The organism is Sulfurovum indicum, assembly GCF_014931715.1.
Lineage (GTDB): Bacteria > Campylobacterota > Campylobacteria > Campylobacterales > Sulfurovaceae > Sulfurovum > Sulfurovum indicum.
In genome coordinates, this window is sequence record NZ_CP063164.1 from 2,140,809 (window position 1) to 2,155,432 (window position 14,624).

A 14,624-nucleotide genomic window follows, 5' to 3' on the forward strand; every position below is an offset into this window, starting at 1 on the left:
CTAATGATCTTTATCAACCAAACATAAGCTGTACAGCGTACCAAACAAACCAAGTCTTTTCGATTGTTGCTTCCTGCATTGTGAGACACAGAAAGTCTATACTCTTGAAAGGAGGTGATCCAACCGCAGGTTCTCCTACGGTTACCTTGTTACGACTTCACCCCAGTCGCTAATTCCACCGTGGAGGGTAGCCAGTTTAGCTTCCCCGCTTCGGGTGAAATCAACTCCCATGGTGTGACGGGCGGTGAGTACAAGACCCGGGAACGTATTCACCGTAGCATAGCTGATCTACGATTACTAGTGATTCCAGCTTCATGTAGTCGAGTTGCAGACTACAATCCGAACTGAGAGTAGGTTTATAGATTTGCTCCACCTCGCGGTATCGCGTCTCATTGTCCTACCCATTGTAGCACGTGTGTTGCCCTGGCCGTAAGGGCCATGATGACTTGACGTCGTCCTCACCTTCCTCCTCCTTGCGAAGGCAGTCTCACTAGAGTCCTCGGCCGAACCGTTAGTAACTAGTGACGAGGGTTGCGCTCGTTGCGGGACTTAACCCAACATCTCACGACACGAGCTGACGACAGCCGTGCAGCACCTGTTTTCAAGCTCCTCAAAGAGGCACTCCAGTATCTCTACCGGATTCTATCAATGTCAAGGCCAGGTAAGGTTCTTCGCGTATCTTCGAATTAAACCACATGCTCCACCACTTGTGCGGGTCCCCGTCTATTCCTTTGAGTTTTAATCTTGCGACCGTACTCCCCAGGCGGAATGTTTAATGCGTTAGCTGCATCACCGATGTCACTAGGACACCGACGACTAACATTCATCGTTTAGGGCGTGGACTACCAGGGTATCTAATCCTGTTTGCTCCCCACGCTTTCGCGCCTCAGCGTCAGTACTGTTCCAGAAGATCGCCTTCGCTTTTGGTATTCCTAGTTATCTCTACGGATTTTACCCCTACACAACTAATTCCATCTTCCCCTCCCAGACTCTAGACTGACAGTTTTGGATGCAGTTCTACGGTTAAGCCGTAGGCTTTCACATCCAACTTATCAGCCCGCCTGCGCGCGCTTTACGCCCAGTGATTCCGAGTAACGCTTGCACCCTCCGTATTACCGCGGCTGCTGGCACGGAGTTAGCCGGTGCTTATTCATATGGTACCGTCATTATCTTCCCATATAAAAGGAGTTTACACACCGAAATGCGTCATCCTCCACGCGGCGTTGCTGCATCAGAGTTTCCTCCATTGTGCAATATTCCCCACTGCTGCCTCCCGTAGGAGTCTGGACCGTGTCTCAGTTCCAGTGTGGCTGATCATCCTCTCAGACCAGCTAGGCGTCATTGGCTTGGTAGGCTCTTACCCCACCAACTACCTGATACCATATAGCCCGATCCCTTGGCGAAAAAACTTTCCCAACTATGATTAACATAGAAGGAATATGGGGTATTAGCAGTCGTTTCCAACTGTTATCCCCCTCCAAGGGGCACGTTAGCTATACATTACTCACCCGTCCGCCACTTAGCTGACAACCTTAGCAAGCTAAGGCCCGTTCTCGTTCGACTTGCATGTGTTAAGCACGCCGCCAGCGTTCACTCTGAGCCAGGATCAAACTCTCCATTATAAAATAGAATGGTTTGAACCATTGTCAGAATCACTTAAATATTTGCTATCTAAGTTCATCTTTATCACTTTTTATTAAAAAAGTGCAAAAATTAAATCTCAAATAGACGTTGATTTGTTTACTTATATTTGGTTGTCAAAGATCACTCACTCTCACTCTCTTAGCTAACTCAGCTAAGGTCTCTGTGTTTGTGGACGCGTATTATAGCACCGAATTACTCCCTTGTCAAGAGGTTTTCCTAAAAATTGCAAAAATTTTTACATTTTTTGATTTATTTTTACACTACTAACATTAATATATAAAGAGTCATATATTTTTGCCCTTTATAAGATGATTTCTTTTACAATAAGATCCACTTTTAACAAAGGATACCAATGAAATACCTGATTCCCACCCTTCTTATTTTTCTATTTAACGGATGTACTGATACACCGACACCACAATCGGGTAAAGAGATCAAGGCCAAAGAGGCAATTGCTACAAATCTCTCAGAAGCGGAAAAAGCGCGCTCTGAATATTCTGCACTTCAGGAGCAGCGCAAAAAAGAATCTACCTCACAATAAACTTCTCAGGTTAACCTTAGATTAATCTGACTCGACTATACTTCCAAAAACCATAATGAAAAGGATTATCAATGGCTTTATACGATAGAAATTATACTACTGCACGGGAAACAGGCTATGTACAGGAGTCTGCTTCCGTTGATTTTATGAAAAAAACCTATCAGCTTTTAGCAGCAAGTATGATTGCCGCTGCTGCAGGTGCCTATGCAACCATGCCGTATGCTGAGACGATCATGCAGTATAAATGGTTCATCTTCGGTGCTGAACTGCTAATACTCTTTTTTGGACTGAGTCTGACAAGAGGAAAGCCGGGTGCAAACCTTGCCATGCTCTTTACATTTACTTTCCTGACGGGAGTTTCACTCGTACCTCTTTTAGCCTCACTTATAGGTATGGGCAATGGGGCTGTCATCGGCAACGCTTTCCTGATGACATCTGTGCTCTTCGGTGCGCTCAGTCTTTTTGCCATTAACAGCAAAAGTGATTATGCAAACTGGGGTAAACCGCTCTTTATTACATTGATCGTAGTGATCATTGCTTCACTGGTAAACTACTTTCTGCTTCAAAGTCCAATGATGCATATTGTCATTACTGCGGGAATACTGATCCTGTTCAGTTTCTTTACCATTTATGATACCCAGAATATCGCCAATGGTGCATACGACTCACCGGTAGATGCAGCCGTCTCGCTATACCTTGATTTTCTGAATATGTTCACGGCACTGCTTCAGCTTCTGGGTATATTCGGCGGAGAAGACTAGAATACTTAAAACTTCGCCCTGTACGCCTTTTACAGAGCTTTACCGCACTTTCAATATAGTTTGGGTATAATCGCCCAAATTATTGTCCACGAAAGTGTGGACCACTGAAGAGGAACCCATGACATCAACACTTCTTATCGTACAGATTATTTTGGCGATCGCCATTACCATTGCAGTCTTACTACAGAAAAGTTCAAGTATTGGACTTGGTGCCTACAGCGGAAGTAATGAATCTGTATTTGGAGCAAAAGGACCTACAGGCTTTCTTGCAAAAATGACCTTTACTCTTGCATTGGCATTTATCATCAATACCCTGGCACTGGGATATCTCTATACTCAAGAGAGTAAAAGCTCTGTAGCAGACAAGATCATACCAAAAAACAATGCCGTTGTACCTGCTGCTCCGACAGAACCTGCTTCTACAGCGCCGGCTGCTCCTACTGCACAATAATCCTATTTGTTACTACTTTAGACTTTTTCAACCAGGTTTGGCACACAGGCCAGCCTGCAGGAAACACATATTTTAATCTTATTACAAGATCACTGATTGTGCTATTGACTGACACCATCATCCGGGATAAACCATTTTGAAGTACACAAAAAGGTAAAAAAGGGTAAAATTCACACAAATAACCCTCCAGGAGAGAATAAAATGGTCAATGAAATTTTTGAACACACCAGAGAGCATATGGACAAAAGTATTGAAGCACTTAAACGTGATTTTGCATCATTGCGTACAGGAAAAGTCACAACCAGTATAGTCGATAACATCAAGGTTGACTACTATGGTACACCTACCCCGCTAAACCAGGTGGGAAGTGTCATCGCTATGGATGCAACAACGATCAGTATTACACCATGGGAAAAGAACCTTCTGTCTGATATTGAAAAAGCCATTCAGGAAGCAAACATCGGTGTCAACCCCAACAATGACGGTGACTTTATTAAACTCTTCTTTCCTCCAATGACCTCAGAGCAGAGACAAGAGATCGTCAAACAGGCAAAAGCTATGGCAGAGAATGCCAGAGTCGCAATCAGAAATATCCGTAAAGACGCAAACAACAAGATCAAAAAGCTTGAAAAAGAGAAAGAGATCAGTGAAGATGAGTCAAAAAAAGCATTGGATGAGATTCAAAAGATCACAGATGACCATATTGCAAAAGTCGATGAGCTCTTTAAAGCCAAAGAGGCTGACATACTAAAGGTATAACATGAATGTAGAGCAAGTCTATAAAGATGCCAATGCCCTTCTTGACGGGCACTTTCTCCTTGCAAGCGGGAACCACTCAGCACGTTATCTGCAGAGTGCCAAAGTATTGGAGTATCCTCAAAAAGCAGCAGAACTTACCGATGCTCTTGCAAAAATGATCCGAAATGCAGATATCCAGGTAGACACCGTTTGTGCTCCGGCACTCGGTGGCGTCCTGGCAGGATATGAACTGGCACGTTCCCTGGGTGTACGTTCTATCTTCGTAGAAAAGAAGGAAGGGGGCATGGAACTTCGCCGCGGATTTGAAGTGAAACCGGGAGAGAAGATCATTATTTGCGAAGATATCATCACTACAGGTGGTTCAGCACTCAAGGCCGCGCAGGCTATCGAGGCACTTGGTGCAAAGGTAGTCGCTTTTGCCTCGCTTGCAAACAGAGGCTTCTGCAAACGCGTAGGCGGTCAGAGTGAAGCCAAACCCGAATGCAAACTACCAAAAGATGTGCCGCTCTTCTCTTTGGCGGACTTTACATTTGAAATGTATCTGCCGGAAGAGTGCCCCATGTGCAAAGAGGGGAGCAGAGCTATCAAACCGGGCAGCAAAGGCTGATAAACTCTGTTACACTACGTACCACGTACACTTCTCCTAGAAGTGGCACGCGTCTCTTCCAAGATAAACTTCTCCGCAGTATTGGCTTCTCTCTGCAGTATTGTTCTCTTTCAGTCTGTCATATTCATCCATCACTGATTCAAGCTCATCTGCATTGGGTGCACGTCTTGTTGCCATATATCCGGTGATCTCTCCTGCATCATTGAACTTGGGTTGAATAATCGCCTCAGTCCAGTAACTTACTCCCTCTTTTGAAATATTTCGGAGATAGCCGCTCCATGTCTTGCCTGCAGAGGTCATTTGACAGGCATCTTTAAAAATGGCTTCAGGCATCTGTGGATGCATATGCATACAGTGAGGCGAACCGATAACTTCTTCTTTGCTATATGCACTCACCTCTATAAAACGTCTGTTCGCGTAAGTAATAATACCTTCAAGATCAGTCTCAACAAGAAGTGCTTTGCCTTCATAAATGAACTCCTCATCTTTTGCATCTTCACGACTTATCGTACTGCCTGTTCTACTGTTTGTAAATGTAACCATTACTTTTATCCTTCAATATCAAGGAGTCTGTCAGACTCGAAGTGGTTTTGAAAGATTATAGAACAAACTGTTTTAAAGTTGACTTTATCAATAAATATAATTTAGTATTATTTTATACCCTCCATACAATGGAGCAATGATCTGTCTGAGGATTTAACAGAGATTTTATAGTGTGGAAGCAGATATATTACCCTTCTATGCTTCCGGTTCCTTTTTTAATGTTTTTTCTGGCAGCTTCTTTTTCTTAGGTTTTGGCTTGGTAATACCCTGTACCATAAATGTCACAGGTTCTTCTGCTTTTTGCTGAAGAAGAACCAATACTTTATCCTTTTCCCAATAGACATCAAACAGCTCTATATCTTTCATAACAGAATCTACTTCTACCCGTTCATCAATCCCTACAGGCAGACGGTAGCTCCCTCCTTCAATCCTGACAAGTGTATGCCCGTTTTTCAGCACCACCCAGCAGACTTTGGCTTTGGAGAGACCGTAAAGCGAATTTTTGGTCTGCTCCATACAGAGCCTGTCAAACTCCCCGTTTGTCAATGTCAGATTACCGTCACTGCTTGCAATATCAAGATATAAAGTTTGGGTTGCACGGGTCTCTTTTTTGCTTTTTTGCAGATACTCGAACAGATGTGCATTAGAGTCGCGCAGCAAATCGACACTTTTGTAAAGTGCCGGAAGGATAAGCCCCAGAAGAGCTATGGAAATAAGAACTTCAATAAGCGTAAAACCATCACGTCTCTGCATCAACCATCCATCAATCCCACACGAATTGCCTCTTCATAGCTTGTCTCCCCTTCAAGCAGCATCATTTTGAGTTTGTCTGAAATAGTCACCATCCCGCGTCGTTTCATCGCTTCACGCACCTGGTGGTCATTGAAGCCATCCTTCATCATCATCTTGACCTCATCATCAACAATAAAAAGCTCGCCTATGGCCTGTCTGCCTTTATAACCAGTAAAATCACACTCTTTGCATCCTACTGCAGTAAAATAGAGTTTCTCTGACGGTATACCGATCTCCTCCGTAACTGCAGAAGGAAGTGTAGTCTGTGTTTTACAGTGGATGCAGAGTTTTCGGGTCAGGCGCTGTGCAAGGACACCAAGAAGCGTGGAAGAAATGAGAAAACTCTCAATACCCATATCCATTAGACGACTCAGGGAAGAGGTAGAGTCGTTGGTATGCAGTGTGGAGAGCAGCAGGTGCCCGGTCAATGCCGAACGCAATGCAATATCTGCTGTTTCAGAGTCACGTATCTCTCCCACCATAATAATATCCGGATCCTGTCTGAGGATGGAACGCAGTCCTGCTGCAAATGTAAGCCCGACTTTATCATTGACCTGGATCTGGGAAATGTTATCAGCGTTGTATTCTACAGGATCTTCAACCGTGATGATATTCTTGTCTGGTGTAGCAATATGCTGGAGACAGGCATGCAGCGTAGTTGACTTACCCGAACCGGTAGGACCGGTTACCAGAATCATTCCGTGGGCATGTGTAAGCAGTTTATAGAGACTTCTGGTGACATCTTCATGGAAGCCCAGAGACTCCAGTGTAGGGATCTGGTCACTCTGTGCCAGAATACGCATCACCACACGTTCTCCATGGTAAGTAGGCAGAATGGAGACCCTGACATCAAGAGTCTTTCCTGAGATAGATATCTGCGTACGTCCATCCTGCGGAATACGTTTTTCGGAGATATCCAGGTTGGAGATGACCTTGATACGGTTAATGACCAGGCCGATGATCATCTTGTCCAGATCAATATGCTTTTTGAGTGCGCCATCTATACGCAGACGCACTTCTCCTTTATACTCCCCACTTTCAATGTGAATATCACTCGCTCCCTTTTGGATCGCCTGAAAAAAGAGAGAATTCACCAGCTTGATAATAGGTGCGGACTCTTCGTTGGAAAGAAGATCCTGCGAGTTCCGGATAAACTCAAGAAGATCGGACTCTACTTCGATGAGCTCTTCTGTCGCGGTGGACATCTTTTCAAAATCCGAACCGGTCTGAATTTCAAGGAATTTGTTTCGAAGGCGTTCAAAACTCTCTTCATCAACAATACTAATGGGATAATCCAGTCCCAGCTTGGCAAGATGATTTAGCGCTTCACCCATACTTCCTTCTTCAACAATTGCCCGTTTCTCCCCTTCTATTTCAGAGAAAAGCAGTGCATGTCTAATAGCAAGTTTATGATTGATATCCTCTTCCCAGAGCGGTTCAAGATTGACATCCTGCAGGCGGGGGAAAAGCATCGCTAGAACTCCTCATCTGTATTGAGGATATCAAGGTTGCTCCCCGGTACACGGCTGCGTACTGTGCGGTGTGAAGCAGGCGCATTGGAGACTCCTTCTCCCGGCAGTTTTCCTTCTGCTTTTGCCTCCAGCCCTTTACGCACAAAAGCATTGTATTTGGTTTGTATCTCTTCCAGTTCTGCAAGCGCTGCCCGTAAACGCTGAAGGTCATTACTGTTTCTTACAATATAAGGTGTGAGATAGATGACAACATTTACTTTACTCTGAGCATTGTCTCTGGAAGTAAAGAGTTCCCCAAGTACAGGAATATCTCCCAAGAAAGGTACTTTTGTAATCGTTTTTCCCCCTGCACTTTTAATCAAGCCACCTAAAATAATCGTCTCTCCATTATTTACAATTGCATTGGTCAACACTTTACGTTTTGTTGTTGTCGGACGGTCTGCGGAAGCACTTGAGCCTGGCAGAACATCTTCGATCTGTGTTTCCACCTCCAATGTGACTTTGTTATTACTGGAGAGTCTCGGTTTTACTTTGAGGGTGATACCGATATCTTCTCTTGAGTAGTTATTGATAATATTGCCCTGCCCCTGCGTAGTCTGCTGTGCCTGCGTCAAAATAGACTGTGTCTGCCCCACATAGATGGACGCTTCTTTATTATTGGTACATAAAATAGAAGGTTCACTCAGAATGTGTGCAGCACCGTTTTGTTTAAGAAGGTCAAGTTTTGCACCAAGGGCAAAAACCTGTGAAATATTGGAATCAAAACTGAAAGGTGCATTTGTTTCTGTTCCAATTGGATTTCCAGCATCATTATAAATGGTTGTACTCCCTCCCTGATTAAGGAATCCCAACAGCGTCTGAGAGACCATCAAAGAAGAGGCTCCCATATTTCCTGCCAGAGAGTAAAGCCCCGTTGATGTAATCTTTCCTCCTTCAAACCCGTATTTGAGCCCGATCTGCTTTGCAAGATTCTTATTGATCTCCACGATACGTGCTTTAACATAGACCTGTACTTTGGGAATATCTATTTTTTTGACCGTCTCCCTTATGTTCCTGATCTGCTCCCCGGTTGCAAGTACTATAAGCGCATTTCTTTCCACATCTGAAACCACCATAGCCTTACTGGGCGGCTTCCCGCCTTTTTTAGGCTGTTTGAGAGCTACGCTGTTCATCTGGGAAACAAGTTTACTCAAAATCTTCTCCATCTCTTCCACATTGGAGTTCTTCAGGCGGATCACATACATCTTCTGTGTCTGGTCCTCTCCTTTAATATCCAACTGTTTGATATAGTGGATCATTCGCTGGATGTTATCCTCTTTCCCTACAAGAATAATAGAGTTTGTAGCATCATCTTTGAATATATCGACCTTCTCACTCTCAATTGTTTGGGGGAAAAGCTTTTTAGCCATATTCTGTGCATTGGGAAAGAGATCTTTGACGCTGGAGTTTTTGAGCTTGATGACTGTCGAACGTTTCACACCGCGTTTTTCAATGGCATTGATAAGCTTGGAGATGGATCGGAGTGAACGGGGTGTTGCCGTAATGGCAAGTACATTATTTTCCTTAAACGAGATCACTTTGTCATTCTTGTGCAAGAGAGGTTTGATCTTGGCACGAACGACAGCCGCATTGGAGCTCTTCAGCGGGAACATAACCGTCTTCATCGTCTCACCCTCAATAGAGCTGCTGACATCAAGTCCCTCTCCTGAAGCAGTTGAGCCTTTGACAACCTTGTAGAAGTCGCCCTGGTCGATAATTGTCAACCCTTTACTGCCAAGAATAGAGTTCGCCAGAGGGATCAGGGAAGATTTTTTGATAGGCTCCTGTGCAATGAAGTTTATTTTTCCTTTGAGATCTGCATCGATCAGAATATTCTTATGGGTAATCTTGGAGACCATCTCAATAAAGTCTTTTACACTGACATCTCGAAGATTCAGGTCGACTTTCTGCTCTTCTGCCTGTACCAATGCTGTTGACAACATCAGCAATACCATAATGATCTTAATTGATTTCATACTCTAACTCCATCTCTTTATTTCCCCTTTGTATCGTTAGTGTGACGTTCGGTGTATCGTCAATATGCTTATAGGCCTCAAACGCTGCATTATAGCTTGTCAACTCCTGTCCGTTGACAGACTTGAGTATATCTCCCCGCTTGACACCCAGTTTTTCAAATGGACTGCCGCGCCTGACAAAGGTAATACGGAACCCTTCAAGCTTGTCTCCTTTTTTTACCTCTTTGATACCGATATTCTTATAGGTATCATCCAAATTCTTGATATAGTGGTCAATGAGGGACTTATCAATGATCTTATGGTCCCCCATATCGATCACCTCTCCTTCTACTGCAGAGGTGCTCTTTTGATCACCCCTGTTATTTGATGACACAGGCCGTATAGTAGCACTCCCCTTACTGCTTTCAGGTTTGAGAAGTGTCACTTTATATACTTTGCCGTTCTTTCTGAAAAGAGCAAAGTTGCTTCCTGCACCTTCAAGGACAAACCCGTTGACTGCTTCCCCTTTTGCAAGCACCTTACTTTTCCCTTTATACTTAACCGTGACAACTGTCTTGTCCGGTGCATGATAGAGTGCAAGCAGTTTGATCTCCTTGATACTTCCTGCCTGTTTGACAACCTTTGTCCTTTTTGGGGGGACAGGGGCATCATTTGGCGTAAGTTTGATACGGTAGTAAAGCGGTTTGGCTCTTCTCTCCTCTGTATGGTTCACCCCCTGCACAGGAGTGAAAGCAACCTCAACAGAAAACCAAAGCAGTTTGATCAACAGCAATATGATGAGAATACCAATAAGCTTTTTGATCATTTGAGGGTTAAAAAGCGGTTTCATAATACCATCCTTTTTCCCCTTGTTTCAGCTGTGGCAGAATTGCCTCGATATCTTTAGTCTCGGTAAAATCTACATGCAGTGTACGCTGTGTTACAGAAAGTGTTCCTTCCGCTTTGCCGAAACTTCCCTCTGCGCTAATAGACAGACGCATCGGATGGAGTATCGAGTGGGTTACAATGATACTTTCTGCCCGTTCTGGCATCATTGTCTTGAGCCCCTCGTCTACCGCAAGGCCTGTTGCCTCTACTTTCGTATAGAACAGCAGGGTTGAAAAAGATATCTCTTGTACCGTTGCGATCCGGATCCCTTTGACATACACCACAGCATCTTTAAGTGTCAATCCGAACAGATTTTCTTCAATCGCAGCTTCATTGATCTCGACCCCCTGTTTGGCCAATACCCTTTCCAGACTGAAATAGAGCTCCTCTTTGGGCATAAACACAAACAGTGCAGTCCAGACAATCAGAAATCCAAGAAGGAGTTTTTTTACCATTTGCATCGTATCTCCATGCTGTAATTCTCCCCTCTCTTTTTAACCTTTAGAGATTCGATCTGTACGGCGATATTCAGGAACTTTGTCACCAGAGTGTTGACCTCCGAAGCCTTCAGCTCACTGAATACTGCTGTAAGTTTCTTACCTTTTTTTTGCCATTGTACTTTTGAAGAGGGGATCAATGTACGTACTCTGTCGAGTTTTTCAGAAATACGTTTATCGCCCCAGATCTTCTTGAGGCTGCCTATTTCCCGGAGTGTTGCGACTTCTGTTTCCATAACCCGGTTTACCTCTGCAGTTGCAGAGCGTTGTTTCATTTTATACCCGAATGCAGCCAAAGCAAAGAGCAGAGAGGCACCAACAATAAGCTCATTACGGTAATGTTTCCAACTCATAGTTTTCCCTTAACCACAATTTCATTGTTTGCGGAACGGCTGCTTTTACTGAAGCCTGCGCTCTTGAGCAGATCATCCAAACGTTTGGCAACACGCTTGTCTCTGGTGACAAATACTGCCTTAAAGCCCTTTGGATCAAGCTCGAAATCTGTTAAGGTGACTCCTTTGAAGATCAGCCCTGAGATCTTTTCAATGATCTCCCGCTTGCGCCTTTCCAGCCTATCGATATTGCGATACTTGTCTGCAATACTCTTCCGGCTATACGCACTCTGCAATGCAGGGTAGGTTTTATAAAGTTCATTCTGCTCTGCCTGGAGCCCGATATTGTTCTTCCCGTAGCGCCACCCTTCTGCGATCCAAACCACACCAAAAAGGGAAAAAGCCACGGCAAGTACAACAGCCTGTTTTTTACTTAAAAGTGAAGCACTCCCTGTCTCCAGCTGTATACCTTTATTGGGCCTGAACTGTTCATTAAACGTCGTGAATGTCTGCTGTGCCACGGCCAAACGGGGTACGACCACCACTGTATCGTCAAATACTGCCAATACCTCTTTTTCTCCAAGGGAGAGAGGTGCAGTGAAGTGTTCAAGTGCCTGTTGTGCAAAGAAGAGTTTTGAGACTTTGTCAGGCGTGATTCCTTTTTCTTCAAGGAATGCCGTAATCTCTTCTGCATTGTAGGCGATAAACACCCACTTCTCTCCCTGCTGAAAGACGAAGTAATCATACCTGGAGTGCTCTTCCAGCAAGCCTTCGAAGAGAGAAGGCGCAACCTTTCTTGCCCGATAGGCATACTTGACAGGAAGCGCCTCTTTTTTCATTGTATAGAACTGGGGGGTCAGCATGATATCTACAGGGGCATCCAGTGTTACCTGCTCCATATTCCGGTGGACCAACATAAGCCTTCTACTGCTTCCCATAAAACTCAAAATCTTTTACCTCTCCCTCTTTATCTATAAATGCGAACATAAACTGTTCCCCCTCGTACCCGAAGGTCACCTCACAGTGTGACTGGTCAACGAACTTTTCTGTATACAGTTTTTGGTCAAAGGCAATACCGTATCGGGACAAAAGACTTTTAAGCGCTCCCTCTGCTTCTACCCACTCCTCTTTAAGTGTTTCCCTGTCAATATCAAAAAGGATTGAGAGCAGTTCTATCGAAAGGTAGTCTCCCGCGATCACATTCTTTGCTGCTGCTTTGGAGACAGGGTTGAAAACAAAATATTTTCTCCACGCTATACGTCCGACTTTCTTGTCATCCACTTCGAACTGATACCGGTTTAGAAGCTGTTCAAACTGCTGATATGATATAATACCATCTTTTTGTCTCAAACGTCTTTGCTCTTCCCCGACCCCGCTCTTATCATTTCCTATAGCTTCAAAAAGTATCTCCTCCAGTCTGGAAGGATCTTCAATATCATACTCCTGAACCAATGCTTCAAAGACCTTTTGTACAGTATTGTACTGTACGACCATTAACGGGTCATTACCATATCCAAGCCAATTGATATTCACCCCGTTGGTCAACGGACGGCACTGCAGGACCATGGAGAAACGTCCGTCTTTGGACTGTAACGGAACGGGGGATGTGTAGAGCGTATTATAAAGCGTTTTCTTCTCTTTGAATTTACCGATGATCCCTTTCAGGTCAGCAAAATAGAGATTGGCCTGAATCAAAGCTTTGGTCGCACTTGCTTCTTTTCTGGCAATATCCAGATATCCGATCAGCACTCCGGCCAATGCAATAAGTACTGTCAGTACGGAGAGAGTGATGATAAGGGCAAACCCTCTTTTCTGGGAAGTGCCGGAAGATATCAATGCAAGGGGTTTATCCATCTAAAAGCTCTATTAAAGTAAAATCGTTAAAATATTGTAAATATTATACCAAAGTAAACCAAGGATTGTTATGAAAGCACCTGTAAACAGACAGAACAAAATGCTTAGAAGCGGCTTCTCTCTGATCGAACTTCTTATTGTTATCGTTATTCTGGGAGGCCTTGTTGCCGTTGTCGCACCCGGTCTCATGGATTCAGCCGATCAAGCCAAGCGTGATACCGTCTGCCTGAAAATGAACGACCTTAAAAAACGTCTGGACATGTTTAAGCTTGACAACGGTATCTACCCTGATACGGAAGAAGGTTTTAACGCACTTCTCAACAACCCCGATCCAGACAAGTATCCGAACTACCGTACAAAACCCTACCTGAAAAAACTGCCGAAAGATTCATGGAAAACACCGTTTGTATATATCAATAAAGGGGATAGTGTAGAGATCATCTCCTTTGGAGCGGACAGAAAAGAAGGAGGGGAAGAGAACGGCAGAGACATTCTCTTCTCCGAGTGTAACAAATAGTCCCCTGTATGCCACCATACACAAGAGAAAGGATGCACCGGGGCTTCTCCCTTATTGAGCTTCTTCTGGTCATCTTTATTGTCTCTCTTGTCTACTTCCTGGGATTCAGCGGAGTGGAGAAAACTGCAGTAAAAGCGGAACCTCTTACCCCGCTCTCTCTGAAAAAAAATATCAGGGGGAGTTCCCTTTTTCAGGGAGAAGGGACTTTTATCTGCATCAACCGCTGTTCCTCCTGCTATCTGCGCAAAGATATCACTTCACCATTTGAGGTATATCCAGGGAAAACCGACTTTCCCAACCTTGAGGTCTATACGATTGATGCAAATGACAATCTGCAAAAAAAGGAGTATGGACGCTATCAGGATACAAAGATCTGTCTGATGATCGACTTCTATCGCAACGGAAGCTCTTCCCAGCTTATTTTAAAAACGGATAAAGGAGTCTATTTCCTTCCTTCCTATTTCGGTGAGGTCAAAAAAGTTGATTCACTTCAAAAAGCGCAGGAGCTCTGGCTTTTACATACACAGGATCTTAACAGACAGGGAGACTTTTATTGAATACTTTACGCCCTGCTTTCACCCTTATCGAGATCCTGGTCTCTGTACTGATACTCTCTACCTCCATCATATATGTACTGCAGATCCATTCCCAGAACCATGAACAGGTTATCTATATTTCCGAACGCAACAAACATGCTCTGGAGGACTCTCTCTTTTTAGACCGAAATATTATGTCTTACCACAAGGAAGAGAAGAGTGCCTACGATCTTCTGCAGAATGAATTAAAGGTCGATACTTTCAGGAGCAGAAAGATACTCAAAGAGCTCAAAAGAAATATCTTCATTCCTGAAAAGATCAACCTGACACCTTATGAAGAGATGAAGGGTGGACCGGCTGCAATCATTAACGAAATCAAACTCAAGGGAGATTACGCCTCTTCCTACTTTCATTTTCAGATACAGTCATTTTAGGA

General features: G+C 44.0%; 17 protein-coding genes and 1 rRNA gene. 8 read left to right on the top strand and 10 right to left on the bottom strand.

Features of this window, described 5'->3' with window-relative positions; all coding sequences use genetic code 11:
• Nucleotides 1-107 precede the first annotated feature (107 nt).
• Nucleotides 108-1,622, bottom strand: a 16S ribosomal RNA gene (locus IMZ28_RS10620).
• Between the two features lie 374 nt (nt 1,623-1,996).
• On the opposite strand from IMZ28_RS10620, the gene IMZ28_RS10625 reads away from it, so the two are divergent.
• The 5 genes from IMZ28_RS10625 (at nt 1,997) to pyrE (ending at nt 4,763) form a co-directional block, all read left to right on the top strand.
• Nucleotides 1,997-2,185: a hypothetical protein gene (locus IMZ28_RS10625; protein WP_197548563.1), complete on the top strand. Its 189-nt coding sequence runs from the start codon at nt 1,997-1,999 to the stop codon at nt 2,183-2,185.
• A gap of 71 nt (nt 2,186-2,256) precedes the next feature.
• A complete protein-coding gene (locus IMZ28_RS10630; protein WP_197548564.1) occupies nt 2,257-2,946 on the top strand; it encodes a Bax inhibitor-1/YccA family protein in 690 nt (229 codons plus the stop codon).
• 118 nt (nt 2,947-3,064) lie between these two features.
• Nucleotides 3,065-3,397: a preprotein translocase subunit SecG gene (gene secG / locus IMZ28_RS10635; RefSeq protein WP_197548565.1), complete on the top strand. Its 333-nt coding sequence runs from the start codon at nt 3,065-3,067 to the stop codon at nt 3,395-3,397.
• A gap of 201 nt (nt 3,398-3,598) precedes the next feature.
• Complete coding sequence (frr, locus tag IMZ28_RS10640; protein ID WP_197548566.1) at nt 3,599-4,156, top strand: ribosome recycling factor; 558 nt, start codon at nt 3,599-3,601, stop codon at nt 4,154-4,156.
• A 1-nt stretch (nt 4,157) separates the two neighbouring features.
• On the top strand, nt 4,158-4,763 hold the full coding sequence (pyrE, locus tag IMZ28_RS10645) for an orotate phosphoribosyltransferase (protein WP_197548567.1): 606 nt from the start codon (nt 4,158-4,160) through the stop codon (nt 4,761-4,763).
• Nucleotides 4,764-4,799: 36 nt separating this feature from the next.
• Here pyrE and IMZ28_RS10650 read toward each other — a convergent pair whose 3' ends face one another.
• From IMZ28_RS10650 to IMZ28_RS10690, 9 genes are all read right to left on the bottom strand, one after another.
• Complete coding sequence (locus tag IMZ28_RS10650; RefSeq protein WP_197548568.1) at nt 4,800-5,306, bottom strand: PAS domain-containing protein; 507 nt, start codon at nt 5,304-5,306, stop codon at nt 4,800-4,802.
• 195 nt (nt 5,307-5,501) lie between these two features.
• Complete coding sequence (locus IMZ28_RS10655; RefSeq protein WP_197548569.1) at nt 5,502-6,059, bottom strand: PulJ/GspJ family protein; 558 nt, start codon at nt 6,057-6,059, stop codon at nt 5,502-5,504.
• The gene (locus IMZ28_RS10660) at nt 6,059-7,570 is read right to left on the bottom strand and encodes a GspE/PulE family protein (RefSeq protein WP_197548570.1); all 1,512 of its coding nucleotides are present in this window, start codon (nt 7,568-7,570) and stop codon (nt 6,059-6,061) included. The genes IMZ28_RS10655 and IMZ28_RS10660 overlap by 1 nt, the downstream gene beginning before the upstream one ends.
• A 2-nt stretch (nt 7,571-7,572) precedes the next feature.
• Complete coding sequence (gene gspD, locus IMZ28_RS10665; RefSeq protein WP_197548571.1) at nt 7,573-9,585, bottom strand: type II secretion system secretin GspD; 2,013 nt, start codon at nt 9,583-9,585, stop codon at nt 7,573-7,575.
• Nucleotides 9,572-10,414 carry a PDZ domain-containing protein gene (locus tag IMZ28_RS10670; RefSeq protein WP_197548572.1) on the bottom strand — a complete coding sequence of 281 codons (843 nt, stop codon included), beginning with the start codon at nt 10,412-10,414 and terminating at the stop codon, nt 9,572-9,574. Before IMZ28_RS10670 ends, gspD begins: the two co-directional genes overlap by 14 nt.
• Nucleotides 10,398-10,907 (bottom strand): hypothetical protein, encoded by a 510-nt coding sequence (locus tag IMZ28_RS10675; protein ID WP_197548573.1) that lies wholly within the window; start codon nt 10,905-10,907, stop codon nt 10,398-10,400. Before IMZ28_RS10675 ends, IMZ28_RS10670 begins: the two co-directional genes overlap by 17 nt.
• A complete protein-coding gene (locus IMZ28_RS10680; RefSeq protein ID WP_197548574.1) occupies nt 10,901-11,302 on the bottom strand; it encodes a hypothetical protein in 402 nt (133 codons plus the stop codon). The genes IMZ28_RS10675 and IMZ28_RS10680 overlap by 7 nt, the downstream gene beginning before the upstream one ends.
• The gene (locus IMZ28_RS10685; protein WP_197548575.1) at nt 11,299-12,198 is read right to left on the bottom strand and encodes a hypothetical protein; all 900 of its coding nucleotides are present in this window, start codon (nt 12,196-12,198) and stop codon (nt 11,299-11,301) included. Before IMZ28_RS10685 ends, IMZ28_RS10680 begins: the two co-directional genes overlap by 4 nt.
• Before the next feature lie 7 nt (nt 12,199-12,205).
• Nucleotides 12,206-13,135 carry a hypothetical protein gene (locus IMZ28_RS10690; RefSeq protein ID WP_197548576.1) on the bottom strand — a complete coding sequence of 310 codons (930 nt, stop codon included), beginning with the start codon at nt 13,133-13,135 and terminating at the stop codon, nt 12,206-12,208.
• Nucleotides 13,136-13,205: 70 nt separating this feature from the next.
• Here IMZ28_RS10690 and gspG point away from each other — a divergent pair, with 70 nt between their 5' ends.
• Genes gspG through IMZ28_RS10705 form a run of 3 tightly spaced genes read left to right on the top strand, consistent with a single transcriptional unit; the run spans nt 13,206 to nt 14,622 of the window.
• The gene (gene gspG / locus IMZ28_RS10695) at nt 13,206-13,652 is read left to right on the top strand and encodes a type II secretion system major pseudopilin GspG (protein WP_197548577.1); all 447 of its coding nucleotides are present in this window, start codon (nt 13,206-13,208) and stop codon (nt 13,650-13,652) included.
• A gap of 8 nt (nt 13,653-13,660) precedes the next feature.
• Nucleotides 13,661-14,209: a type II secretion system protein gene (locus IMZ28_RS10700; RefSeq protein ID WP_197548578.1), complete on the top strand. Its 549-nt coding sequence runs from the start codon at nt 13,661-13,663 to the stop codon at nt 14,207-14,209.
• Nucleotides 14,206-14,622: a prepilin-type N-terminal cleavage/methylation domain-containing protein gene (locus IMZ28_RS10705; protein ID WP_197548579.1), complete on the top strand. Its 417-nt coding sequence runs from the start codon at nt 14,206-14,208 to the stop codon at nt 14,620-14,622. The genes IMZ28_RS10700 and IMZ28_RS10705 overlap by 4 nt, the downstream gene beginning before the upstream one ends.
• Nucleotides 14,623-14,624: the final 2 nt, after the last annotated feature.

Excerpts from the sequence above, each read along its gene's own strand:
- IMZ28_RS10650 (WP_197548568.1), bottom strand. The coding sequence starts at position 5,306 with ATGGTTACATTTACAAACAGTAGAACAGGCAGTACGATAAGTCGTGAA.
- IMZ28_RS10630 (WP_197548564.1), top strand. The coding sequence starts at position 2,257 with ATGGCTTTATACGATAGAAATTATACTACTGCACGGGAAACAGGCTAT.
- IMZ28_RS10685 (WP_197548575.1), bottom strand. The coding sequence starts at position 12,198 with ATGTTGGTCCACCGGAATATGGAGCAGGTAACACTGGATGCCCCTGTA.
- IMZ28_RS10700 (WP_197548578.1), top strand. The coding sequence starts at position 13,661 with ATGCCACCATACACAAGAGAAAGGATGCACCGGGGCTTCTCCCTTATT.
- pyrE (WP_197548567.1), top strand. The coding sequence starts at position 4,158 with ATGAATGTAGAGCAAGTCTATAAAGATGCCAATGCCCTTCTTGACGGG.
- IMZ28_RS10690 (WP_197548576.1), bottom strand. The coding sequence starts at position 13,135 with ATGGATAAACCCCTTGCATTGATATCTTCCGGCACTTCCCAGAAAAGA.
- IMZ28_RS10660 (WP_197548570.1), bottom strand. The coding sequence starts at position 7,570 with ATGCTTTTCCCCCGCCTGCAGGATGTCAATCTTGAACCGCTCTGGGAA.
- IMZ28_RS10670 (WP_197548572.1), bottom strand. The coding sequence starts at position 10,414 with ATGAAACCGCTTTTTAACCCTCAAATGATCAAAAAGCTTATTGGTATT.
- IMZ28_RS10655 (WP_197548569.1), bottom strand. The coding sequence starts at position 6,059 with ATGCAGAGACGTGATGGTTTTACGCTTATTGAAGTTCTTATTTCCATA.
- frr (WP_197548566.1), top strand. The coding sequence starts at position 3,599 with ATGGTCAATGAAATTTTTGAACACACCAGAGAGCATATGGACAAAAGT.
- gspD (WP_197548571.1), bottom strand. The coding sequence starts at position 9,585 with ATGAAATCAATTAAGATCATTATGGTATTGCTGATGTTGTCAACAGCA.
- IMZ28_RS10680 (WP_197548574.1), bottom strand. The coding sequence starts at position 11,302 with ATGAGTTGGAAACATTACCGTAATGAGCTTATTGTTGGTGCCTCTCTG.
- IMZ28_RS10675 (WP_197548573.1), bottom strand. The coding sequence starts at position 10,907 with ATGGTAAAAAAACTCCTTCTTGGATTTCTGATTGTCTGGACTGCACTG.
- gspG (WP_197548577.1), top strand. The coding sequence starts at position 13,206 with ATGAAAGCACCTGTAAACAGACAGAACAAAATGCTTAGAAGCGGCTTC.
- secG (WP_197548565.1), top strand. The coding sequence starts at position 3,065 with ATGACATCAACACTTCTTATCGTACAGATTATTTTGGCGATCGCCATT.
- IMZ28_RS10625 (WP_197548563.1), top strand. The coding sequence starts at position 1,997 with ATGAAATACCTGATTCCCACCCTTCTTATTTTTCTATTTAACGGATGT.